General features: G+C 65.4%; 17 protein-coding genes and 1 pseudogene. 13 read left to right on the top strand and 5 right to left on the bottom strand.

From position 1 onward, the window contains the following. Positions 1-214: 214 nt before the first annotated feature. The 9 genes from dnaA to LZ017_RS22355 all read left to right on the top strand — a co-directional run bounded on the left by dnaA (position 215) and on the right by LZ017_RS22355 (position 12,775). Positions 215-1,780 carry a chromosomal replication initiator protein DnaA gene (gene dnaA, locus LZ017_RS18595; RefSeq protein ID WP_241398418.1) on the top strand — a complete coding sequence of 522 codons (1,566 nt, stop codon included), beginning with the start codon at positions 215-217 and terminating at the stop codon, positions 1,778-1,780. A 145-nt stretch (positions 1,781-1,925) separates the two neighbouring features. Next, positions 1,926-3,050 carry a DNA polymerase III subunit beta gene (dnaN, locus tag LZ017_RS18590; RefSeq protein ID WP_241398417.1) on the top strand — a complete coding sequence of 375 codons (1,125 nt, stop codon included), beginning with the start codon at positions 1,926-1,928 and terminating at the stop codon, positions 3,048-3,050. A 96-nt stretch (positions 3,051-3,146) separates the two neighbouring features. Next, entirely contained in the window at positions 3,147-5,699 is a 2,553-nt protein-coding gene (gene gyrB, locus LZ017_RS18585) for a DNA topoisomerase (ATP-hydrolyzing) subunit B (RefSeq protein ID WP_241398416.1), read from the top strand. Positions 5,700-7,269: 1,570 nt separating this feature from the next. Beyond that, positions 7,270-8,400 carry a reverse transcriptase family protein gene (locus LZ017_RS18580; RefSeq protein ID WP_241398415.1) on the top strand — a complete coding sequence of 377 codons (1,131 nt, stop codon included), beginning with the start codon at positions 7,270-7,272 and terminating at the stop codon, positions 8,398-8,400. A gap of 595 nt (positions 8,401-8,995) precedes the next feature. Continuing rightward, positions 8,996-9,181 carry a hypothetical protein gene (locus tag LZ017_RS18575; protein ID WP_241398414.1) on the top strand — a complete coding sequence of 62 codons (186 nt, stop codon included), beginning with the start codon at positions 8,996-8,998 and terminating at the stop codon, positions 9,179-9,181. Between the two features lie 129 nt (positions 9,182-9,310). Next, a complete protein-coding gene (locus tag LZ017_RS18570; protein ID WP_241398413.1) occupies positions 9,311-10,435 on the top strand; it encodes an XRE family transcriptional regulator in 1,125 nt (374 codons plus the stop codon). Then, positions 10,432-11,025: a DUF4411 family protein gene (locus LZ017_RS18565; protein ID WP_241398412.1), complete on the top strand. Its 594-nt coding sequence runs from the start codon at positions 10,432-10,434 to the stop codon at positions 11,023-11,025. Before LZ017_RS18570 ends, LZ017_RS18565 begins: the two co-directional genes overlap by 4 nt. A gap of 113 nt (positions 11,026-11,138) precedes the next feature. Further along, positions 11,139-12,395, top strand: a complete 1,257-nt coding sequence (locus LZ017_RS18560; protein WP_241398411.1) for a hypothetical protein — start codon at positions 11,139-11,141, stop codon at positions 12,393-12,395. A gap of 167 nt (positions 12,396-12,562) precedes the next feature. Continuing rightward, positions 12,563-12,775 (top strand): hypothetical protein, encoded by a 213-nt coding sequence (locus LZ017_RS22355; protein ID WP_374109952.1) that lies wholly within the window; start codon positions 12,563-12,565, stop codon positions 12,773-12,775. 703 nt (positions 12,776-13,478) lie between these two features. On the opposite strand, the gene LZ017_RS18555 is transcribed toward LZ017_RS22355, so the two are convergent. Further along, positions 13,479-13,955, bottom strand: coding sequence for a hypothetical protein (locus tag LZ017_RS18555; protein ID WP_241398410.1), 477 nt, complete (start codon positions 13,953-13,955; stop codon positions 13,479-13,481). Positions 13,956-14,036: 81 nt separating this feature from the next. Here LZ017_RS18555 and LZ017_RS18550 point away from each other — a divergent pair. Both LZ017_RS18550 and LZ017_RS18545 read left to right on the top strand, forming a co-directional pair. After that, positions 14,037-14,260: pseudogene (locus LZ017_RS18550) on the top strand (integrase); the annotation flags it as partial. Continuing rightward, a complete protein-coding gene (locus LZ017_RS18545) occupies positions 14,250-14,408 on the top strand; it encodes a hypothetical protein (protein WP_241398531.1) in 159 nt (52 codons plus the stop codon). The pseudogene LZ017_RS18550 and the gene LZ017_RS18545, both read left to right, overlap by 11 nt. A 108-nt stretch (positions 14,409-14,516) precedes the next feature. Here LZ017_RS18545 and LZ017_RS18540 read toward each other — a convergent pair whose 3' ends face one another. The 4 genes from LZ017_RS18540 to LZ017_RS18525 all read right to left on the bottom strand — a co-directional run bounded on the left by LZ017_RS18540 (position 14,517) and on the right by LZ017_RS18525 (position 18,456). Then, complete coding sequence (locus LZ017_RS18540) at positions 14,517-15,539, bottom strand: serine hydrolase (RefSeq protein ID WP_241398409.1); 1,023 nt, start codon at positions 15,537-15,539, stop codon at positions 14,517-14,519. A 235-nt stretch (positions 15,540-15,774) separates the two neighbouring features. Next, positions 15,775-16,479, bottom strand: coding sequence for a glutathione S-transferase family protein (locus tag LZ017_RS18535; RefSeq protein WP_241398408.1), 705 nt, complete (start codon positions 16,477-16,479; stop codon positions 15,775-15,777). A 217-nt stretch (positions 16,480-16,696) separates the two neighbouring features. Then, on the bottom strand, positions 16,697-17,926 hold the full coding sequence (locus LZ017_RS18530) for an MFS transporter (protein ID WP_241398407.1): 1,230 nt from the start codon (positions 17,924-17,926) through the stop codon (positions 16,697-16,699). Further along, a complete protein-coding gene (locus LZ017_RS18525) occupies positions 17,926-18,456 on the bottom strand; it encodes a GNAT family N-acetyltransferase (protein ID WP_241398406.1) in 531 nt (176 codons plus the stop codon). Before LZ017_RS18525 ends, LZ017_RS18530 begins: the two co-directional genes overlap by 1 nt. Before the next feature lie 70 nt (positions 18,457-18,526). Here LZ017_RS18525 and LZ017_RS18520 point away from each other — a divergent pair, with 70 nt between their 5' ends. Both LZ017_RS18520 and LZ017_RS18515 read left to right on the top strand, forming a co-directional pair. Continuing rightward, positions 18,527-19,441, top strand: a complete 915-nt coding sequence (locus tag LZ017_RS18520; protein WP_241398405.1) for a LysR family transcriptional regulator — start codon at positions 18,527-18,529, stop codon at positions 19,439-19,441. 476 nt (positions 19,442-19,917) lie between these two features. After that, positions 19,918-23,379: MBG domain-containing protein (locus tag LZ017_RS18515; protein WP_241398404.1), on the top strand; the 3,462-nt coding region annotated here is incomplete at its 3' end.

The raw sequence follows: 23,379 nt of genomic DNA, 5'->3' as shown, positions 1-23,379 counted from the left end.
CAACCCAGGAGGGGCGCCCACGCGAATGCGTCCAGCGTCCGGAAAACCCGCGATTACATCAAAGAATGCCTGCCGGGTCAATGCAAACCCGTAGACCACGGCCCGGGCGCGGGGGAATGCCTGGGCTTGACCGCACTTAAAAAACTGTGGATAACCCAGACCTTTGCGGCCCGTGTGCGTACAATCCGGCCGCTCGAAGAATAAGTTTTCCACAATGAGCGCAGACTTCTCTGGGTTGGCAGGCGCCGGTGCCGCACTTTGGCAGCGCGGCTGCGAGCGGCTCGCCACCGAACTGCCCGAGCAGCAATTCAACACCTGGATCCGCCCGCTGCCGCCGGCCGACATCATCGAGCCGGACGGCCCGCAAGGCGGCCTGCTGGTGTCGCTGCGGGTGCCCAACCGTTTCAAGCTGGACTGGATACGCAGCCAGTACGCCGGCCGCATCGAGGCCATCCTCAGTGAACTCACCGGCCGCCCCGCGCGGCTGGAGCTGGCGCTGGCGCCGCGCCAGCCCATCGTGCCGCTGCCGCGCCAGGCCGCGCCCGCGCTGACGCTGGGCCAGGTGCTGCAGCACAACGGCCTGCAATCCGGCCCCGCCGCGGTGGCCCCGCCCGCCCAAGGCGCGGGCAGCATCACGGTGAACGGCCCCGTGGGCGCCGCCGCCTTCGCGCCACCCGCCCAGGCCGCCATGCCGGCGCAGGCGGCGCAGCCGCAGCAGCCCGTGGGCGCCAACGCGGCCACGCTGCCGCCCAGCGCCACGCGCCACCGCATCAACCCGGCACTGACCTTCGACACCCTGGTGCCCGGCCGCGCGAACCAGATGGCGCGCACCGCCGCGCTGCACGTGGCCGGCGCCCCGGGCCAGATGTACAACCCGTTGTTCATCTACGGCGGCGTGGGCCTGGGCAAGACCCACCTGATCCACGCCGTTGGCAACGCGCTGCTGAAGGACAAGCCGGACGCCCGCGTGCTCTACCTGCACGCCGAGCAGTTCATCTCCGACGTGGTGAAGAACTACCAGCGCAAGACCTTCGACGAACTCAAGGCCAAGTACCACTCGCTGGACCTGCTGCTGATCGACGACGTGCAGTTCTTCGCCGGCAAGGACCGCACGCAGGAAGAGTTCTTCAACGCCTTCGAGGCCCTGCTGGCCAAGCGCGCGCACATCATCATGACCTCGGACACCTACCCCAAGGGGCTGGTGGACATCGACGAGCGCCTGACCAGCCGCTTCGACTCCGGGCTGACGGTGGCGATCGAGCCGCCCGAGCTGGAGATGCGCGTCGCCATCCTGATGAAGAAGGCCGAGGCCGAGGGCCAGCCCATGCCCGAGGACGTGGCCTTCTTCGTCGCGAAGAACGTGCGCGCCAACGTGCGCGAACTGGAAGGCGCGCTGCGCAAGGTGCTGGCCTACAGCCGCTTCTCGCACAAGGACATCAACATCCAGCTCGCCCGCGAGGCGCTCAAGGACCTGCTGTCCATCCAGAACCGGCAGATCTCGGTGGAGAACATCCAGAAGACGGTGGCCGACTTCTACAAGATCAAGGTCGCCGACATGTACAGCAAGAAGCGCCCGGCCAGCATCGCGCGGCCGCGCCAGATCGCGATGTACCTGGCCAAGGAGCTGACGCAGAAGAGCCTGCCCGAGATCGGCGAGCTGTTCGGCGGCCGCGACCACACCACCGTGCTGCACGCGGTGCGCAAGATCGGCGGCGAGCGGCACAAGAACACCGAGCTGAACCAGCAGCTGCACGTGCTGGAACAGACGCTCAAGGGCTGATGCGCCGCCGCAACCCCGGCCCCTGGTTTCCACCCCCGGGAAACACCCCATTCCTGGGTGAAAATGCGCGCTGTTGCATCGCGCGCGCGTTCACTCCAGAAGCCGCCGTGCGGCGCAGCCTGACAAGAAGCGGAGAGAGGACCTCATGATCGTGTTGAAAGCCAGCCAGGACAAAGTGCTTGCCGCGCTGCAGGCCGTGTCCGGCATCGTGGAGCGCCGCCACACCCTGCCCATCCTGGCCAATGTGCTGATCCGCAAGCAGGGTCCGCAGGTGGAGCTGACCACCAGCGACCTGGAGATCCAGGTGCGCACCACGGTCGAATTCGACGGCGACGCGGGCGATTTCTCCACCACCGTGGGCGCGCGCAAGCTGATCGACATCCTGCGCTCCATGCCCGCCGACCAGACGGTCAGCCTCTCCAGCAACCAGAGCAAGCTCACGCTGCAGGGCGGCAAGAGCCGCTTCACGCTGCAGACCCTGCCGGCCGAGGACTTCCCGCTGGTACAGGAAGCAGCCGACTTCGGCCCCGCGTTCAGCGTGCCGCAGAAGACGCTGAAGGGCCTGATCAACCAGGTCCACTTCGCGATGGCGGTGCACGACATCCGCTACTACCTGAACGGGATCCTCTTCGTCGCCGAGGGCAAGACCCTGACCCTGGTGGCCACCGACGGCCACCGCCTGGCGCTGGCCCAGGCCGAGCTGGACACCGAGATGCCCAAGCAGGAGGTCATCCTGCCGCGCAAGACCGTGCTGGAGCTGATGCGCCTGCTCAAGGACGGCGGCAAGGACAACGCCGACGATCAGCCCATCGAACTGCGCTTTGCCGGCAACCAGGCCAAGTTCAGCTTCAGCGGCATGGAGTTCGTGACCAAGCTGGTCGAGGGCAAGTTCCCCGACTACAACCGCGTCATCCCCAAGAACCACCGCTTCCACGTCATCCTCGGCCGCGCGCCGCTGCTGGCCGCGCTGCAGCGCGCCGCGATCCTGACCAGCGAGAAGTTCAAGGCCGTGCGCCTGTCCTTCGAGCCGGGCCTGCTGTCCATCGCCTCCAGCAACGCCGAGCAGGAGGAGGCCAAGGAAGAAATCGAAATCGACTACGGCGGCGACCGCATCGAGACCGGCTTCAACGTGACCTACCTGATGGACGTGCTGTCCAACATGGGCCAGGACATGGTGCGGGTCGAGCTCAACGACAGTGCCTCCAGCGCGCTGATCACCATCCCCGACCAGAACGGCTTCAAGTACGTGGTCATGCCCATGCGCATCTGACCCCCGTCAAATTTGCGACACACAGCGGGCCTCGGCCCGCTTCAGTGCTTTTGAAGGGGCCTGCAAGACCTGGCCCCGCGTGAGAGAGAGTCCCCGATGAGCGAGTCCCAGACCCCCCCGAACGACGACGCAGCCAAGCCCGGCGCGAACCCCGCGGCCCAGGGCGGCGGCGATTCGGCCGGCTACGGCGAGTCCAGCATCCAGATCCTGGAAGGCCTGGAGGCGGTGCGCAAGCGCCCGGGCATGTACATCGGCGACACCTCCGACGGCACCGGCCTGCACCACCTGGTGTTCGAGGTGGTGGACAACTCCATCGACGAGGCGCTGGCCGGCTACTGCGACGACATCGTCGTCACCATCCACACCGACAACTCCATCTCCGTCATCGACAACGGCCGCGGCATCCCCACCGGCGTGAAGATGGACGACAAGCACGAGCCCAAGCGCTCCGCCGCCGAGATCGCGCTGACCGAGCTGCACGCCGGTGGCAAGTTCAACCAGAACTCCTACAAGGTCTCCGGCGGCCTGCACGGCGTGGGCGTGTCCTGCGTGAACGCGCTGTCCAAGTGGCTGCGCCTGACCGTGCGCCGCGAAGGCAAGGCCCACTTCATCGAGTTCCGCAAGGGCGTGCCGCAGGACCGCGTGCTGGAAATGCGCGATGGCTTCGAGGTCAGCCCGATGAAGATCACCGGCGACACCGACAAGCGCGGCACCGAGGTGCACTTCCTGCCCGACACCGAGATCTTCCAGCAGAACTACGAGTTCCACTACGAGATCCTGGCCAAGCGCCTGCGCGAGCTCTCCTTCCTGAACAACGGCGTGAAGATCCGCCTGGTCGACGAGCGCAACCAGAAGGAAGACAACTTCGCCTATGCCGGCGGCGTGCGCGGCTTTGTCGAGTTCATCAACAAGGGCAAGAGCGTCCTGCACCCCAACATCTTCCACGCCCAGGGGGACAAGCTCTCCGACCAGAACACCAACATCGGCGTCGAAGTCTCGATGCAGTGGAACGACGGCTTCAACGAGTCCGTGCTCTGCTTCACCAACAACATCCCCCAGCGCGACGGCGGCACCCACCTGACCGGCCTGCGCGCCGCGATGACACGGGTGATCAACAAGTACATCGAAGACAACGAGCTGGCCAAGAAAGCCAAGGTCGACATCTCCGGCGACGACATGCGCGAAGGCCTGGCCTGCGTCATCTCGGTCAAGGTGCCCGAGCCCAAGTTCTCCAGCCAGACCAAGGACAAGCTGGTCTCCAGCGAGGTGCGCGGCCCGGTGGAGGAAATCGTCGCCAGCAAGCTGACCGACTGGCTGCTCGAGAACCCGATCGACGCCAAGACCATCTGCGGCAAGATCGTCGAGGCCGCGCGCGCCCGCGAAGCCGCGCGCAAGGCCCGCGAGATGACCCGCCGCAAGGGCGTGCTCGACGGTTTCGGCCTGCCCGGCAAGCTGGCCGACTGCCAGGAAAAAAACCCCGAGCTCTGCGAGATCTACATCGTGGAGGGTGACTCCGCAGGGGGCTCCGCCAAGCAGGGCCGCGACCGAAAGTTCCAGGCCATCCTGCCGCTGCGCGGCAAGATCCTGAACGTGGAAAAGGCGCGCTACGAGAAGCTGCTGAGCTCCAACGAAATCGTCACGCTGATCACCGCGCTGGGCACCGGCATCGGCCGCGGCGCCGGCAGCGACGACTTCAACCCCGACAAGCTGCGCTACCACCGCATCATCATCATGACCGACGCGGACGTGGACGGCGCCCACATCCGCACGCTGCTGCTGACCTTCTTCTACCGCCAGATGCCCGAGCTGGTCGAGCGCGGCCACATCTACATCGCGCAGCCGCCGCTGTACAAGGTCAAGGTCGGCAAGCAGGAGCAGTACCTGAAGGACGGCCACGAGCTGGACGCCTTCCTGCTGAAGGTGGCGCTGCACGACGCGCAGCTGCACCTGGGCGCCGAGAGCGGGGGGCAGGTCTTGCAGGGCGAGGAACTGGAGACCAAGGCACGCCAGTACATCGCCGCGCAGAACGTCATCGAACGCCTGTCCGCCTGGATGGACGGCGAGGCGCTGCACGTGCTGGCCTCCGGCCTGGCGCTGAACCTGGACAGCAAGGAAGCCGCCGATGCCAGCGCCAGCGCGCTGCAGGCCGCGCTGCACGACGCCCAGGTCAGCGCCGAGACCGACCCGCGCACCGACAAGCTGCTGCTGCGCATCAGCCGCCGCCACCATGGCAACGTGCGCTCCAGCGTCATCACCGCCGACTTCGTGCACGGGGCCGACTATGAAGTGCTGGCCGAGGCCGGCCTGATCTTCAAGGGCCTGATCCGTGGCGAAGCCACCATCCAGAAGGGCGAGGGCGAGAAGGCCAAGGAATCCAAGGTCGGTGACTTCCGCGCCGCGATGGCCTGGCTGATGACCCAGGCCGAATCCAGCGTCGGCCGCCAGCGCTACAAGGGCCTGGGCGAAATGAACCCCGAGCAGCTCTGGGAAACCACCATGGACCCCACCGTCCGCCGCCTGCTGCGCGTGCAGATCGAAGACGCCATCGAAGCCGACCGCGTCTTCACCATGCTGATGGGCGACGAAGTCGAGCCGCGCCGCGACTTCATCGAGACGAATGCGCTGAGGGCGGCGAACATCGACGTTTGATCGCTGTGTAGGGCGACCCATAACGTGAGAATCCAAGACCCATAAGATGAGAAATCTATGGGTCTTTTTTGTCAGTTGCTAATGGCTATTGACGTCCAATCGGAGGGGCGTGCGCGGGGCCGCTGCCCAATAGCGGGTTTGACGCCAGGAGGCGCTCAGCATGCCGTTTGAACCCCGCTCGTCGAGTCTGTTGCTCACTGCGACTGGCCGAGCGTGGCTTGAACGGTTTGCTGAGGTCGACCGGCCCATGGTTCGGCAACTTACCGAAGCGCTGTCGCTCGTGTCGATCCAGGAATTTGAGCGAACCCTCCAGCGCGCAATTGAAAAACTGGCTGAGGGCAGTTCAGGACCAGTGGCACTGTATGCAGCACGAGAAGTCCCTCGCAACTCCAGCCTGGACTTTCGTAATGGCGGCTCCGGATTGGATTCGGTTGCCACAGGCAGCGATGTTGGCAGCGAGGCACGTGTCGCACATGTTGTGCGCCAGCTGTGCCGGACTCGATCAAGCCAACTGCTCCGGCAACCAAGTATTGAGAAGCTGCTGGAGAGCCGCGTTCGCCACGTTGTTGTCGTAGATGACCTTATCGGCTCTGGCGTGAGAACCAGCGCTTACCTAAGCCAGCTGTGGAGTGACCCGACTATCAAGTCCTGGTGGTCCTACAAGCTGGTTCGCTTTACGGTCATCGCATACGCAGGTACAGCAGAAGGTGTTCGCCATTTGCGTCGACATCCCTGCAAACCCGACGTGGAGATTCATCGCTACTGCCCCACTCTTGACGGGCTACCTTGGCCACGAGAGCAACGACGACAAGCACGGCGGTTGTGCACACGCTATGCAGAGAGCCATGCTCTCAGGGGTTGGCATTTGGGGTTTGGAAGCTCAGCAGCGTTGCTGGTCTTCGAGCACGGATGCCCCAACAACGTGCCCGGAATCTTCTGGGCGAACTCGAAGGACTCTACGAAGGCCTGGCAGCCGCTCTTTCCCGGGCGCGCGTCTACCGCGGAGGCTGCCAGCGTTTTTCCCCCTGAGCTGGCGTCGCGAACACCCGTCAGTGTCCTGTTGACTGCAGGTCAATCGCGCATTGCTGGAGCACTTTCTGAAGTTCTTGACCGGCCCTTGTCCACGGCGACCATCATCCTGTTGGCACTGCTTGGCCGGGGCATCAACCGAGTAGACGCAATTGCGCACGCTACAGGACTTGGCGCCAAGGAGTGCCAGGCCTTGCTCGAAGCATGTATCGCGTCTGGTCTTATATCGCCGCATAGACGGTTGACTGACTTAGGCGCTGCTGAGTTGGCGGGAATTGGGGCTGCGGCATTACCTCGGGCAAACCGCATTTTGGAGCTTGGCGAGGACGGCTACTATCCACGCTCGTTGAGAGGGCGCACCGTTGGCTAGCGTTGACCTGGACCTGTGTTTTCAGCGGCACAGGTTGGGGCGCGGATTTCCGTTGCCCTCTGAAGTTGCCCAGGCTATGGCGGATGCAAGACGCGAGTCATCCATCCTACGAAGCCTCGGGTCAGACTCGCGTCTCCCCTCCGCCGGTCGTCGGAGTAAAAGTAGCTAACGATGTGGTCCTCTCAACCCTATCTTGTTCGCGGCAGGAAGCTTGGGCTGAGCCCTGAGCTGCTGCAAGAGGCCGTCAAGCAGAGCCGGCGATTGGCGCAACGCCATCCGCAGCCTTTGCCTGTCCTTCTGACGCTTTGCCATCTCGCCAAGCGCACCGGGGTTCCTTACAGCTCACTGCGGGCTTACGTAAGCCGTCAGGCGGTTGAACCCTATCGACGCTTCCGCATCCGCAAGCGCTCAGGAGGCGTGCGCCGCATCTGTGTGCCGGAGCCAACCCTTGGGGCGATTCAAACTTGGATCGCTGAACACATCCTTCAGCGGGCCCAGGTACATCGCGCAAGCCATGCATTCAAGAAGGGCGACAGCATCGTGCGCTGTGCCGAACAACACTCAGGAGCCCGGTGGTTGGTGAAGATGGACATCGCTGACTTCTTCGGAAGCGTGAGCGAGATTGATGTCCACCGGGTCTTTGTAGGGTTGGGCTACAACCCCTTGGTTTCCTTTGAACTGGCACGAATTTGTACAGAGCTCCCGTCCCGCTCTGACAAATACGCTTTGTCCTCTTGGCAGTGCCGTTACGCTAGACGTGGCATTCCTGCCTATGGGCAACAGTACATCGGCCGCCTTCCGCAAGGCGCTCCGAGTAGCCCAATGCTGGCCAACCTCACCATGGTTGCGACAGACCAGAAGCTAGAAGAAATCGCGCTGAAGGCCGGTTTGCTTTACACCCGATACAGCGACGACCTGACTTTTTCGACGGCCGGTGACTTTGACAAAGGGCGGGCATACGGGCTTATCGAGGAGGTTGCTGCCGTGTTGAAAAGCCGCGGCTTATTTCCCAATCGGGCAAAGACGGTGATCGTGCATCCTGGCGCTCGGCGGCTGGTACTGGGTCTCCTTGTAGACGGGGATGCGCCTAGGCTGACGCGAGTGTTCCGCGACCGGCTACGGCAGCATCTTTACTACTTGGAGAAGCTTGGCATTGCCGCTCACGTCCAAGCGAGGGCTTTCGAGTCCGCGGGAGGCCTATATCGACACCTGCGCGGGCTGATCGACTACGCCAATTCGGTTGACCCTACCTATGCTGGACCGCTGCTCGCTCGTCTAGAGGCGCTACCCTGGGCAAGATGAGCGACGCTTAGACCAAGGTCTCGACAACCCATCCCAGATGTTGAAGCGCTGCGACACAGTCGGCGGAAACCCGCTCACGGTTGACGGCTAGACACAAGAAGCTCGTAGGCCTCGACATCCCTACATAGAGATTCCGGAACTGCGAGAGGAGGCTTTCTTTCATTTTTGGATCGCGGACTTTCTGCCCGGCAAGGACCGGCAAGGCCTCAGCCAAGTCAAAGCGGCGGCTGGGATGCCCAAGCGACTCGAGAACCAACGTGGCCAGATGTGTCTCGCCCTTCATTGAGGCTACTGTGCCAATCTCCACCTCAACGCACCGCCCCCCTCGTGTGACCCGGCAGAACCGCTGGCTAGCCTCTTGTTCAGGTTGCCGCTCTGGGGCAGCAAACACCGGCATCGCCTGGAACTTCGCGACGGTCATTTCGGCGGGCAGCAGTGGCTGCAAGTATTGGCTGAACAACTGGATTGCTTGGCTCCGACCGGCCTCGGTGGCTCCCAAGCCTGGAGCGAGAGCCAGCGCTCGGCACAGGTGCCGGACGGCGGATGCATCTTGGGCAAGCCGCCGGAATAGCTGAGAACCGTCGCGGAGCTCTACATGACCCTGTTGGATGACATGCAGAGCAAGCCGGATGCGCCTGCAGAGCGAGTCGCATGGCTTCAAGCGGAAATCAGGCGCCTCAAGGCCCAGCGCCGGAGCCTCAAGGTCAGCGATCACGAGGAAATCGCTGAGATTCGGCGGGTGTACGGAGCACTCCTGAAGGGCTCACGAGGGGTGTGGTGAGCAAGGCGCTGATCGCGCGGGTAAGGTCAGCATCAAGCAATCCGGGAACCCCGTGCTGTAGCAGCGCCCCCACGCCACCGCTTGATTAAACTTGATTTCCGCTGTTGTGTAGCCGATAATTCACTGGCTATGCACAAAGTTATCCACAGCGAAAAGCTCAAGCAGGCTCTGCAGGCGCGCGGGTGGACACAGAAGGATCTGGCCACCACGCTGGAGGTGACGGGGCAAGCCGTCACCAACTGGATGAAGGGCGTTGACTTTCCCCGCCCCGACAAGTTGCTGAAACTGGCCACGACCTTGCAGCTGAGCTTTGCCGACCTCGTTGTCAGCTCAGCAAAGGATCAACCTGTCATTGCGTTCCGCAAGAAGGGTGGTGCCAAGACGACAGACTCCCACGTGCTCAAGGCTATCGCCATGGGCTCGCTACTCAAGCCGTTGGTGCCGTTCCTTTCGGAATTGCGCTCCTTGAGGGTCCAGATCCAGTCCCCGACCACCCAATACGACGCGTTGCAAGCCGTGTCGGCTGAGGTGCGTACCCGTATTGGGCTCGGCGGTCAGGCAGTTCTGTCCTATGAACACCTGATCGGGGAGTTTGAGGCCAACGGCGCAGTCATCGTGCCGGTCATGTGGGGAGAGAAGCAGAACCACAAGAACGCACTGCACATCCTGCTGCCGCAGGAGAAGGTGACGTTCATCTTCTTGAACCTGGACACTCGGTTGGAGGACTTCAAGTTCTGGATGGCTCACGAGTTGGCGCATGTCTACACGCCCGACTTGGCTGGCTCAGATGAAGGCGAGGATTTCGCCGACGCCTTGGCTGGCGCGCTGCTGTTTCCCAAGTCCCTGGCTGAGGCGGCCTACCCCCAGGCTGTTCGTCAAAGCACGCCGGCCGGCGAGATCCGGGAACTGCAGCGGCACGCTAGCGCACACAGCATTTCGTTGTTCAGCGTGTTCCGCGAGATCAACAACTACGCCAAGGCTCATGGCCTACCCGTGCTGCGTAGCAAGGACACAGACATCCACGCGATTCGCAACAGCCAGCGCGGCAAGCTTGTCAGCGAAGGCTTGTTTGCGCCAGTGCCGCCGGAACCTGCTGCCTACATCGCCGCCAGTCAGAACGTGTTTCGCAGTGGGTTCTTCCCGGCTCTCCAGAGGATGCTTAAGAGCAAAGGTACTGGTGCAGGGTATGTTCAGCAGATCATGGACATCCCGATGCAGGACGCTGCGGCGCTTCATGGAGAGCTTTGCCGTTGACCTTGGTCCTGCTCGACACGAATGCCTACCTTCGCCTGGCGAAACGTGTCAGGCCTGCGGTAGGTGTCAAGTTCGGGCAGAAGGGATACGTTCTCACGATCCACAAGTCGGTTGAGGATGAGGTTCATCGCAACCCGCGATTGCGCGCGACCTACCCCTGGTTCGATGGCCAGGAGTTCGCGAGTGAACGAATGGCTAAACAGGTCCGCTTGAGCGATGCGGACAAAGCCAGCATCCAGGCGGCTCAAAGCGTGCTGCACGGCTGGGTTCTTGCCGACCCTGAACCCTACACATCTGGGGGCAGGTCGCCGCCAGGTCCAACGGATTGCTGGTTGCTAGCACTCGGTCAAGTCAAGCCGGCGATCGTAGTAACGGATGACCTGGGCATGCATGCTCTAGCGAAAGACTTTGGCATCCTCGTTTGGCACGGCTATGAGCTTCTGGACAAGCTTCGCTCAGCCAAGGTCGTCGATCCACCGTTGATCAGAGAGATCTACGAGGCGCTTGAGACCAACGGTGATCTTCCGAAGACTTGGCAGGAAGCGAAGCACACTGTGTTTCTGAAGATCTTCGGTCCCAAGGCACGCTGAGCAGTTCAGTACGGGACAGGGGACGGAATGAGCGACACGAAGCAATCAGGCGCTCGGTTCATCAGTGCCGAGTGATGTGAATCACTCGGCTGAGATCAAGAAAGATCGGACCCGTGGGAAAAGCTCAAAGTCAGTCTATTCATCAAATGATGGCAAGGATCTGCAATGCGGACAGCCTGGGCGAAGCCCTGTTCCTCTATAAAGCGAATGAGGACGCTTTGCGAGACTGCAAATTCATCTTCGCCGCAGGCTCGGGCCCGACTCCAGGCTTTGCCGTGAACAAGAACTTCCGAGGTGGGGCTGCGGTCAGAAGCCTGTTCGGCACGGACCGAGTTGTTGTCCTGGACGACGCCACGGTCAGAGAGATGGAGTCGGGAGACACCACCTTTGCCATCGACTACTCAATCTCGCTAGACACGCAGGCATTCAGCTACCTTACCCCGTACCTGGCTGGCAATCACGCACGCCTCCCGGAAGACTTTCAAGAGGTTTTTGAGTTCATTGCTCGCGACGATGTCTTTGTTGACCCATTGCCGTACCTTCGGGAAAACCTGGGCCGGCTCGGTGAGCCCAAGACGCTCGATCACGTATTTCGAACCTTCAGAGCGTATGAAGTGCTTCGGACCATCGATCTGCCGTGGCTGCAGGCGCGAGGCGAAGTTCGCTCGACGCTTCCAGATTCAGATCTGGACGCACGCGCTCAGCGGCTTCTGTCGCGCCAGCTGTACGACAGCCAGGACGAGGCATTGATGCGAGAGCTGAAGCGGGGATACCACTTCGCATACATCGCGCTGCTCAAAATGGTGGCGATCCAGCTCTCTTCAGGAGACGCGCTGACGAACGAGAAGATGCTGAAGTTCAGCGAGTTCGCTGATCAGCGTATGGCAACGATGAACGCGCGCGAAACTGCGCTTGCACGCGCTTACTTTGAGAGAGGGCAGAAGCTCGCGTTCTTCGGAAAAGTTCAGTCCAAGAAGCAGGATCTGATCGAACAGCTTCAGAACATGGCCTGGGATCTCTGGCACGTTCGCAGCATGGAGCAGGCGCTGGTACTCAAACCGTCGGCGCACGCCAGGTTCTTCTTTCCTGCATTTCTGACGTTCGACAAACGGCTGATCGAGGTCATCGACCTATACCCGCTGAAGGCTTGTGCGTTCAGTACTGAGGAAGGACAGCCGATGCCTTTCTATGATGGTGATTGGTTCGATTTCGTCGCTACCGATGAATCTGGAAAGGCACACTTCAAGGAGCGCTTTTACTCATCTGAAGCTATCGCATCGCGTAACGCGCGGCGGCCTGCAGCCTCATCCAGTCTGCTCAGCGTCGTGACCGACCTGGAAAACGACGTTCGGGCAGCCGCCAAAATTTGAGGCACCTCCTGCCGACGGATTCACCACGAAGGAAAAGCCGTGCCGAAGAATGACATCCACGTTGTTCCTCATGGCAACGGTTGGGCAATGAGGAACGAGAGCGCCTGCCTCCCGGGCCGGGATGTCACTCGAACCCAACGAGAGGCACTGAGCTTGCTCGCGAACAAGTGAAGCGTGAGAAGGTCGAAGTGGTCATCCACCGCAAGACAGGTGAGATCCGCGACAGCAACAACTACGGCAACGATCCCAATCCGCCGAAGATGGCAAGCACTAGACCGTGTCAGTTTCGATGGCAAGGCTTTCGGGATCTTGCACATTCCATGGCAGCATTCGGCGGCGGATGCGCCACGGAACATGAAAAATCCGTTGTGGGGCGCTAGGCTGCTTTGCAGCAAATGTGTCACCCAACATGATCGCTGTCGAACACGGAGCGCCTGAGTCTTCGCGACTGGCGCCGCGGTTCCCCCACTGGCGGCCATCAGCTCTTGCGACGGACCATCCCGACCTGCGGGTTCGGGCCCTTGCATGGCTCAGATCTGCCGCTGGCCCCTCTGAAGGATCGAAATAATGGATTGGATCCCCATAGTCTTCGTGACGTTCAAGGTGCTCGTGTTCGGCACCGGCATGTTCTTCGCCATCAAGTGGCATCACGACCAAGAGAAGAAGAAAAAGAAGAAGTGACGGAGCCGGCGGACGGGGCGCGTCTATGCCGAGCGTTCTAGGCCGGGCCACTTCCACTTTCAGCCGAATTCCGCTGTAGTTCGACGGGAGGTCGCTTTGCAGCGGACGCGATCCTTCGCGTTGACCGACTCGGCACCGGGAACCGGTCGCTCAACGTCGGAGTTCGCTGGCTCAACTCGGGCACGCGGTATGCAGCACGGTCTACGAACACGCTCGCCAACGCCATCCCGCGCGTTGGTCGCGCAGCACACGGAACTGGTCGCCGATCGCGACGGTCACGCTCAACCCGGAGCGGGGTGTGGCCGTCGCAGCCTAACTTCGCAGCCACGATATTCAACCGAGAGCTGCATGACCGAGGCGACAACTACCCTGACGCACGCCGCCCCCCACAAAAGGGCCAGATTACATGGCCGTTACACCACGAATCTTGCAGATCTTGCTAGTACTTCCTGGCCAAAATGTCGTGTCATAAACATACAAACTCACGTTCGAACTAGTTGCTTTCGCCGTGACAACTGCAGCGTAGGCCTGCTTATATCCGGGATCAGTTGCTGAAAGCCAAAATGCATCGCAACCTGGCACGACCGTATCGGAATATACAACAAAATCACCATTTCCATAGTCGGTGTAGACAAGGTATTTAGTGATACGAAGTGGCGGAGTGTCAATCATCGCAACCGCAGCGTTAGCGCCCAGGACAAATATAAACACCGCCAACAACCGAGAGATGCGACAGAGATTCATTTTCGACTTTTCCATGAAGTGCGTAATCTTAAGTACTGAAATCAAAGCGCTAAGGAAGTTCTGCATAAATCGCCAGTTGCCGTGCTTGGCAGCGACGTGAAGCACTGAGACGATAACAGCCGCCAAATCCGGCACACCGTCAATTCCGTCGCAGAGGTCATCTTTCAGGCCTCTGGCCGAAGGCTGGCCGCCCAGAAGGGTGGATTGGAGGCAAGGATGCCGGGCTCGTCAATCGCACCTGCGAGGGTGCCGCCGCCAGTGCCCGCCGCTGACTTGCCGCCACTGCGGTCCAAGCGGCTCCTGGATCAGCTGCGGGAGCGCATTCGTTGCCTCCACGACAGCCTGCGCGTACCGAAGAGGCCTATGTGTACGGGTGCCGGGCGTTCATCTGTTTTCACCGGCTGCAGCGCCCGAAGGACTTGGGCGCCGATGCCGTCGATCGGTCGAACGCGCAGCCAGCACTGGATTCCCTTCGTTCTGACCCGAGAGGCGCTGGGCCGGGTGTTCGCCCTGCTGCAGGATAGCGATGACCTTCGTACGGTGAAGGATCTCCTGGGCCATGCCGATGTGGCCACCACCATGATCTAGACGCCTGTGCTCAAGGTGGGCGGCGGGGCGGTGCGCAGCGGATGAGGCCCAAGCGCGGCGGCCCACCTCTTGCACGACGGGTGCCTGGCTTCCGAACCGCCAAGGCCCTCAGGGTGCCGCAGGACCACACAGGTGCCGCTCCAGCAGCCCCGTCATGAACTGAAAGCTCTGAAGGTGCATGCCGCGCTGGTTGTAGGCCTGACGCGTCAGCACCGCGACGGCGTCCAGCGCGGGCAGGATGAGCACATGATTGCCGCCATTGCCGGACATCATCCACGCGCTCGTCAGGCCGCAGCGCAGCGGGTAGTCGCGCCGCCAGAAGAGTTCGCCGTAGTCCATCCCGAAGGGCGTTGGCCGGCGCACGCTCAGCAGGGCGGCCACCTGTTCCGGTGCCAGCAGCGCGCCGCCGTCTGGGCCGGCGCCCTGGCGCAGCAGCATCTGCGCCAGCGCGGCCCAGTCGCGCGTCTTCAAGCGCAGGCCGCCACCGGTCATGGTCTCGCCCTGGGGCGAGTGCGGCCACTGCCATTGGGTGATGCGCAGCGGCGCGAAGAGCCGCCGCCGCGCATAGGCCTCCAGCCCGCCGGGCACGCGGCGCTCCAGCAATTGCCCCAGCAGAACCACGCCGGCCGTGCAGTAGGCGAACGGCCCCAGGCCTTGACCATCGCGCGTCACCGCGCGCGTGGGCAGGTCGGCAGCCCAGCGCAACCAGCGCGGCTGCGGATACATGCCTTCTTCGTTGCCCGGGCTGCCGTCCTGGTTGTCATCGCAGTCCAGCGCCGAGGACATGGTGAGCAAGTCCTCCACCACGATGCCGCGCTTGGCCGGGCCGTCGTTCGCAAACGGCTGGACGTCCTGGAGCCCGTCGAACACGGGGGTGTCGCGCCTCAGCAGCCCATCCTGCACGGCCGCGGCCACCAGCAGGCCGGTCACGGACTTGCCTGCGGAACGGGTGTCGTGCAGGGTGCCCTCGTCGGCGCCGCGCGCATACAGCGCCACCACCACCCGCCCATGGCGCTGCAGCAGCACGCTGGTGGCGCCGGGCAAGGCCTCCAGCGCCGCCCGGTCCTGCTCAAGCAGCTCGGCCGGCGCCAGCCCCGCGTTTGGCGCGGCCCAGGTAAGCAGCGGCAGCATGAGCATCGCCCCAAGCCACGCTCCGTGGCGCACCCCAGCAAGACGCCACCTGGAAGCCCGTGGGCCCGCGTCAACCCGGCGGTCGTCGAACGACATGTGCTGCAAACGCATGACCGGAGCAGGCGAAGTGGAAAACCCCATCATGCCGCAGCCAGCGGGTCGCCCCCGCCGCCATCGTCCAGCCGGCCAACCGCATCGCCAATGCGCCCGGATCGAACACCGGCCGACAGCGGATTCATGCGGACGGCCCGCCGTCCTCCCCGGGGTCGTAGAAGCGCCGCGCCAGCCCCTGCCGCCCGGGATAGAAGCGGAAGTAGGGCCGAGCTTCTGCCAGCGTGCGCGCCACCGAGGGCCGTTGCAGCAGGCGCTCGACATAGGCCAACAGCCGCTCGTGCGCCGGCGCGATGGGCACATAGGTCTGGGCGTAGAACAGGGCCGGCGCGGCGGCGCAGTCGGCCAGGCTGAAGGCGTCACCCACCACCCAGTGGCGGCCCTGCAGCTGCTGGTCGACCATCGCGTAAGCCCACAGCAGGCCCTGGCGCGCCAGCGCCACGGCGATGGGGTCGCGGTCGGACTCGTCGCGCAGCAGGTCGGCGGTGAAGGCCTGCATGGGCGTCATCACGTAGTTGTCGAACAGGCGGTCCCACAGGCGCACCTGCAGAGCCTGGTCCTCGTCCGCCGGGATCAGCCGGCGCCCGACGGCGGCGTGGTGGCGCTGCAGGTGCTCAATCATGATGCTGGTCTCGGGCACGGGCCGGCCCTGGTCCGTCAGCAGCGGGATCTTGCCGCTGGGCCACAGCGCCAGGAAAGCCGCGCGCTCGGCCGGGTCGCCCAGATTGAGCAGACGTTTGTCCGCGTCGATGCCCAGCTCGTCCAGCGCGATGAGCACCTTCTGGCAATAGGAGGACAGCGGATGGAAGTACAGCGTCAAGGCCGTCATGCGAGGCTCCGGTGGATGGGTCGGATGACGCAAACATGGACGACACCGGCCCCGCCGTCAAGCCTGCCGCCGAGCGGCGAGGGCTCAGCTCGCGGCCGGGCGAGCCGGCGGCGCGGGTTGCCGCTCGACGCGCTCCAGCGCGTCGCTCAGGCAGGCCCAGGCTGGCGCGCTGGAGACCCAGATGCGGGCCGCCCGAGTATCGGTGGCCCGCCTGCCCTCAGCCCGCCAGCCGTTGGAAGCGGCGGATCATCCACGGCCCCGTCAACGCGCCCAGCCCCACCGTGCTCCAGGCCAGCACCCAGGCCTGGCCGGGCAGTTGCAGCCGCGCCTGCCCCCAGTCCAGCGCCAGGCCGAAGACCCAGGGGCTGAGCGCGCCGGCGCCAAAGCCCAGCACCGAGCGCACCGAAAAGGCGGCGCCCAGGCGCGCGGGCGGCACCACGTCCGCCAGCGCGGTGGAGTAGACCGACGAATCGGCGATCGCGAGCAGGCTGTAGAGCGCGCCCACCACGGCCACCGCCCAGACCGGCGCCGCCCACAGCCAGCCGAACGCGAAAGAACAGCACAGGCTGGCGCAGCTCGCGGCCATCATCACCCGCGCGCGGCCGAAGCGGTCCGAGGCCACGCCGCCCATCAGACTGCCGGCCACGCTGGCCAGATGGGCCAGCGCCGCCAGCGCCACGCCGCCGGCCAGCGCGCGCGCGCCGCCGTCCTGCACGAAGGCCAGATAAGCGGGCAGCCAGGCCCACAGCGCCATCAGCTCCCAGCAGTGCGCGGCGTAGGCCCAGTTGCCCGCCATGGCCGGCCTGTCGCGCAGCGTTTCGGCCAGTGCCCGCCGCATGCCGCCGGCGCGCGCCGGCGCGGCCACGGCGGGGTCGGCCCGCATGCGGTTCAGCGCCGCCCAGGTCAGCACCGCGCCCAGCGCCACCAGCAGCGCGATGAACCGCAGCGCCCATGGCCAGGACAGGGTGGCGCAGGCCAGCGCCACCACGCCCAGCGACAGCGCATAGCCCAGCGACGAGGCGCCGATGAAGGCCCCCATCGCACGGCCCCGCTGGCCGGCCGCCACGTTGGACGCCAGCAGCTGCAGCCCGGGGCTGTAGCAGGCGCCGGCGCACAGGCCGGTCAGGCCCAGCAGCACCGCCGCCGAGCCCGGGCCGCTGGCGCCACCCGCGAAGGCGGCCGTGGCGATCGCGGTCAGCCCGCTGCCGACCCGGACCACGCGCCGCGGCCCCAGCCGGTCGGACAGAAAGCCCACGCCGAACAGCGAGACCAGGTAGCCCGCGTGCCAGGCGCTCTGCACCAGCCCGGCCTGCGAGGCGCTGAGCCCCCAGTCGGCCATCACCGCCGGCATCACGCCGGCCCAGGCGCAGGCAATCGTGGCCTGCAGACAGCGGCTCAGGCACAGCAGCCCCAGCCAGCCGCGGCCCGGGTCGGCGTCGGCGGCCATCAGGGCTGGGCCAGCGCGCGCTGCATCAGCACGGTGTCGACCTCGCGGCCGAACTTGTGCCCGACCGCGTGCAGCACGCCCACGCGCACAAAGCCAGCGCGCTCGTGCAGGCGGATGGAGCCTTGGTTGGCGCTGTCGCCGATGACGGCCACCATCTGGCGCAGGCCGGCGGCGCGGCAGCGCTCGATCAGCGCGCGCAACAACTGGCCCCCCAGGCCCCGGCTCTGGCGGTCGGCGCGGATGTACACCGAGTTCTCCACCGTGCCGCGGTAGGCGGCGCGGCTGCGGTAGCGCGCGGCATAGGCATAGCCGACCACCACGCCGTCGTCCAGCGCCACCAGCCAGGGCAGGCCATCGTGGCGCGAGGCCTCGAAGCGCTGGCGCAGCTCGTCGACGCCGGGCACCTCCTCCTCGAAGGAGCACAGGGCCTGCAGCACATAGGGGGCATAAATCTCACGCACGGCGGGCAGGTGGTCGGGCGTGGCGTCGGCAATCTGCAGGCGCGGGGCAAGGACGGGCAGGGACTTCATGGGGCGATGTTGACGCCCGCGTTTCGATAAGAGAAGCTGCCTGAACTTGTTCAATGCATAAGGAATTCTTTTGTCCGCACGCTTCTCGCTGGACCAGCTCCAGGCCCTGGTGCTGGTGATCGAGACCGGCAGTTTCTCGGCCGCGGCCGAGCAACTGGGGCTGAGCCAGCCCGCGGTCAGCCTGCAGGTGAAGGAGCTGGAGCGCCGCCTGGGCGCGCGCCTGGTCGAGCGCGTGGGCCGGCGCCTGGGGCCGACCGCCGCCGGGGTGTCGCTGCTGGATCATGCGCGCGGCATTCTGGAGGCGGCCGACCAGGCGGTGGCCGCGGTGCAGACGCATGCCGAGGGCGTGCTCGGCACGGTGCGCCTGGGCAGCGGCGCCACCGCCTGCATCCACCTGCTGCCGGCGCTGCTGCGGCAGATCCGCGAACGCCATCCGCAACTTCAGGTGGTGGTGACGACCGGCAACACGGACGAGTTCGTGCGCCGCGTGGAGCGCAACGAGCAAGACCTGGCACTCGTGACCCTGCCGGTGGCGAGCCGCGCGCTGGTGGTCACGCCGCTGCTGCGCGACGCCTTCGTCGCCATCGGCCCGCCCGCGGCGCGGCGCCTGCCGCGCACGGTGGCGCCGCAGGACTTCGCGACGCGGCCGCTGGTGCTGTTCGAGCCCGGCGCCCACACGCGCCAGCTGGCCGAGGCCTGGCTGCTGGCCGGCGGCCTGAAGGCGCGGCCGGAGATGGAGCTGGGCAGCGTGGAAGCCATCAAGGAGATGGTGGCCGCCGGGCTGGGCTACAGCCTCATCCCGCAGATGGCCCTGCGGCCGCAGGACCGCCAGCGCCTGCAGGTGGCGTCGCTGGCGCCACCGCTGGTGCGCGAACTGGGACTGATCGTGCGCGCCGACAAGCCGCTGACCCGCGCCATGCAGGCCGTGGTCCACGGGCTGTCGGCCTGCCACGCGCTCCCGGGTCGGACGCGCAAACCCGGCTAGCCCCGGCGCCCAGGTCCCGGCCCGGCCCGGCCCGGCCTTGACGGCCCACCCGAAACCGGCTTGGACCGCGCGTGTGAAGGAATACCCGCCCGGCCGAAATAGCGAGTCAGCCACCCGTGGGCGCCGAGGCCCGCGCCGGCCTCTTGGTGTGCGGTTTTTCACGCTTGGCAACCCATCTCGCGCGCCAAACGCCCACTCGAACAGAGATCGCCTTACGCACGCTTGACAGTGGGTGCGCGCACCACCGTTTTTTACCCCGGCGAGGCCGGGCTGTTTGCATTCGTCAAGAAGTCACGGCGCTGTCATCGGCATACCGCAATGCGCTGGAATTTGCTATGCGCACACATCTAGAGTCAGGCAGCGAGGTCCTGGCGCAGGCCTTGAGCGCTCTGCTTGACATCGAACGATCCCGTCCGCGCCACCGGGTCAGGCCGCGTGCTCCGCGTTGTCTGAAAGCCATTCCAGGAGTCATCGCAATGGCCGCGTCCTCGTTGAATCATGTGTTTCGTCTGGTGTGGTCGGAACGCCTGGGCGCCTTCGTCGCCGTGGCCGAGACCCGCCGCGGGCGCGGCAAGGGCAGCGGGCGCAACGGCCGCGCGCTGAGGCGGGCGCTGCATGGCCTCGCATTGATGCTGGCGGGACTGGCGACCTTCGGCCCGGCGCTGGCGGGCGCGCTGCCGACCGGCGCGCAAGTGGTCACCGGCAACGCCAGCTTCGCGCAGACCGGCTCCGCGCTGACCATCACCCAGAAGTCCAACCTGCTGGCGACCAACTGGCAGAGCTTCAACATTGGCGCGGGCAGCAGTGTCACCTTTGTCCAGCCCTCGCAGGCCTCGGTGGCGCTGAACCGGGTGCTGGGCGCGGACGTCTCCACCATCCAGGGCGCGCTGAAGGCCAACGGCCAGGTCTTCCTGCTCAACCCCAACGGCGTGCTGTTCACACCCACCGCCCAGGTCAATGTGGGCGGGCTGGTGGCCAGCACCCTGGCGATCAGCGACGCCGACTTCGCCGCCGGCCGCTTCCAGTTCCACGCCGCCGACTCCGCCGTGCCGGGCGCGACGGTGAACAACCAGGGCAGCCTGCGCGCCGCCGACGGCGGTACGGTGGCGCTGATCGCGGCCCGCGTGCTCAACAGTGGCAGCATCGAGGCCACGCGCGGCCGCGCGCTGCTGGCCGCCGCCGACGAGGTGACGCTGGACCTCGGCGCCAGCGTGCCGCTGCGCGTCACCAAGGGCGCGCTGGACGCGCTGGTCGACAACGGCGGCGCGATACGCGCCGACGGCGGCTTGGTGCTGCTCACCGCGCAGGCGCGCGATCAGCTCAGCGCCGCGGTGATCAACAACAGCGGCGTGGTGCGCGCGCAGACCCTGGCCAGCGGCGAGAAGGGCGAGATCCTGCTGCTGGGCGACATGCAGTCGGGGCAGCTGAACGTCGGCGGGCATCTGGACGCCAGCGCGCCGCAGGGCGGCAACGGCGGGCACATCGAGACCTCGGCGGCCTGGGTGAACACGCGCGCCGACCTGAAGGTCGACGCCGCGGCGAGCAAGGGGCTGGGCGGCGACTGGCTGATCGACCCCTATGACTACACGATAGGCCCCAGCGCCGCGTCGACCATCTCGAGCACGCTCAGCGGCGGCACCAGCGTGACCGTCACCACCCAGGCCAACAGCAGCGCCTACGGCAGCGCGGGAAGTTCCTCGGGCAATGGCGACATCACCGTCAGCAACGCCATCACCAAGAGCGGCGGCGGCAGCGCGACGCTGACGCTGCAGGCCGACCGCAACATCGTCGTCAACGCGCCCATCACCTCGAACAGCGGCGCGCTGAACATCACGCTGAGCGCGGCCAACAACGCCAGCGGCACGCTGGGCGGCGTCAACCTGAGCGCCGACCTCAACTCCAACGGCGGCACCATCCTGATCGGCGGCGCCGGCGGCAGCCTCACCAGCGCGCAGTCCAACGGCATCGGCTATGCGCTCAACAGCAGCGCCAGCACGCCGGCGGTGCAGATCGGCACCAACGTCAACATCCTCTCGGGCGGCGGCAACATCACGGTCAACGGCCAGACCAACGCCAGCACCAGCTCCTACGAAGGAAGCAAGGGCGGCATTTATGTGCTGTCCGGCGCCACCGTCAATTCCGGCGGCGGCAACCTCTACATGAGCGGCATCAGCACCGGCGCCGCCAAGGAGTTCGGCTTCGGCGTGGAGGCCGCCTCGGGCACCACCACCACCTTCATGAGCTCCGCGGCCAGCGGCGGCGTCGTGGTGGACGCGCAGAACACGCTGAACTCGCTGGGCGCGCTGGGCCTGGTCAACAACGGCAGCCAGGCGCGCGTGCAGTTCTGGGCGCCCAACGTCGCCTACCTGCAGTTCCGCATCAACGGCTCCAACCAGGCGGCCACCTTCACGCAGAGTTCGCCTTGTCACCCCGGCTATCCGAACTGCGGCACCATGGTCATCCCGGGCGGCAACCAGAGCTACACCTCGGCGGGCTACAACGTGGTCAGCATGGCGCTGCAGCCCATCTACGTCTTCACGGGCAACGGCAGCAAGACCTATGACGGCACGACCGACGCCAGCAACGTCGCGCTGAGTTCGCTGGGCGGCCCGGGGGGCTTCACCGTCAGCCAGCTGGGCGCGCTGGGCTTCTCGACCGCCAGCAAGAACGCGGGCAGCTACACCTCGTTGATCGGCAGCGCGTCCAACCCCAGCAGCTACTCCGGCGGCACCTACGCAGTCGCCTATTTCAACCAGGGCACCTACACCATCAACCAAAAGGCGCTGAACAGCTTCAGCGCCGCCAACAAGGTCTACGACGGCACGACCGCCGCGGCCGTCAGCGCCAGCGGCATCGTCGTCGGCGATGCGGTCACCGTGAACGCCACCGGCGGCTTCGCGTCGGCCAACGTCGGCAACAGCATCTCGGTGAACGTCACCGGCGTGTCGCTGGCCGGCGCCGACGCTGGCAACTACAACATCACCGGCTTCAGCTCGATCAGCACCAGCGCCAACATCACCAAGGCCGCGCTGACCGTCACCGCCAACAACGCCGCCAAGACCTACAACGGCAGCGCCTGGAGCGGCAACAGCGGCGTCAGCATCAGCGGCTTCGTCAATGGCGAGACCAGCACCGTGCTGGGCGGCAGTCTCTCCTACACCGGCAGCGCGCAGGGCGCGGTCAACGCCGGCAGCTACGCGATCACGCCGCAGGGCCTCAGCTCGGGCAATTACCAAATCAGCTATGGCAACGGTACGCTCACCGTGAGCCCGGCCACCCTGAGCCTGAGCGCCAACAGCGCGTCACGCCTCTACGGGGCCAGCAACCCGGCGTTCAGCGGCACGGTGACGGGCTTCGTGGGCAGCGACACGCTGGCCAACGCCACCACCGGCACGCTGGCCTTCGCTACGCCCGCCACCGCCACCAGCAACGTCGGCAGCTACGCGATCAACGGCAGCGGCCTCACGGCCAACAACGGCAACTACGTCTTCGCGCAGGCCGCCGGCAACGCCAGCGCGCTGAGCATTACCCCGGCCACGCTGACCCTGGCGGCCAACAGCGCGTCGCGGCTCTATGGCGCGGCCAATCCCGGCTTCAGCGGCACGGTGACCGGCTTCGTCAATGGCGACACCCAGGCCAGCGCGACCACCGGCACGCTGACCTTCAGCTCGCCGGCCACCACCGCCAGCAACGTCGGCAGCTACGCGATCAACGGCAGCGGCCTCACCGCCAACAATGGCAACTACGTCTTCGCCCAGGCCGCCGGCAACGCCAGCGCGCTGAGCGTCACGCCCGCCACGCTGACCGTGGCGGCCAACAGCGCGTCGCGCCTGTATGGCGCGGCCAACCCCAGCTTCAGCGGCACGGTGACCGGCTTCGTGGGCAGCGACACGCTGGCCAACGCCACCACCGGCACGCTGGCCTTCGCGACGCCCGCC

Source organism: Pelomonas sp. CA6 (genome assembly GCF_022549225.1).
In the GTDB taxonomy this organism is placed as follows: domain Bacteria; phylum Pseudomonadota; class Gammaproteobacteria; order Burkholderiales; family Burkholderiaceae_C; genus Roseateles.
This window is presented reverse-complemented; position numbering and strand designations above follow the sequence as displayed.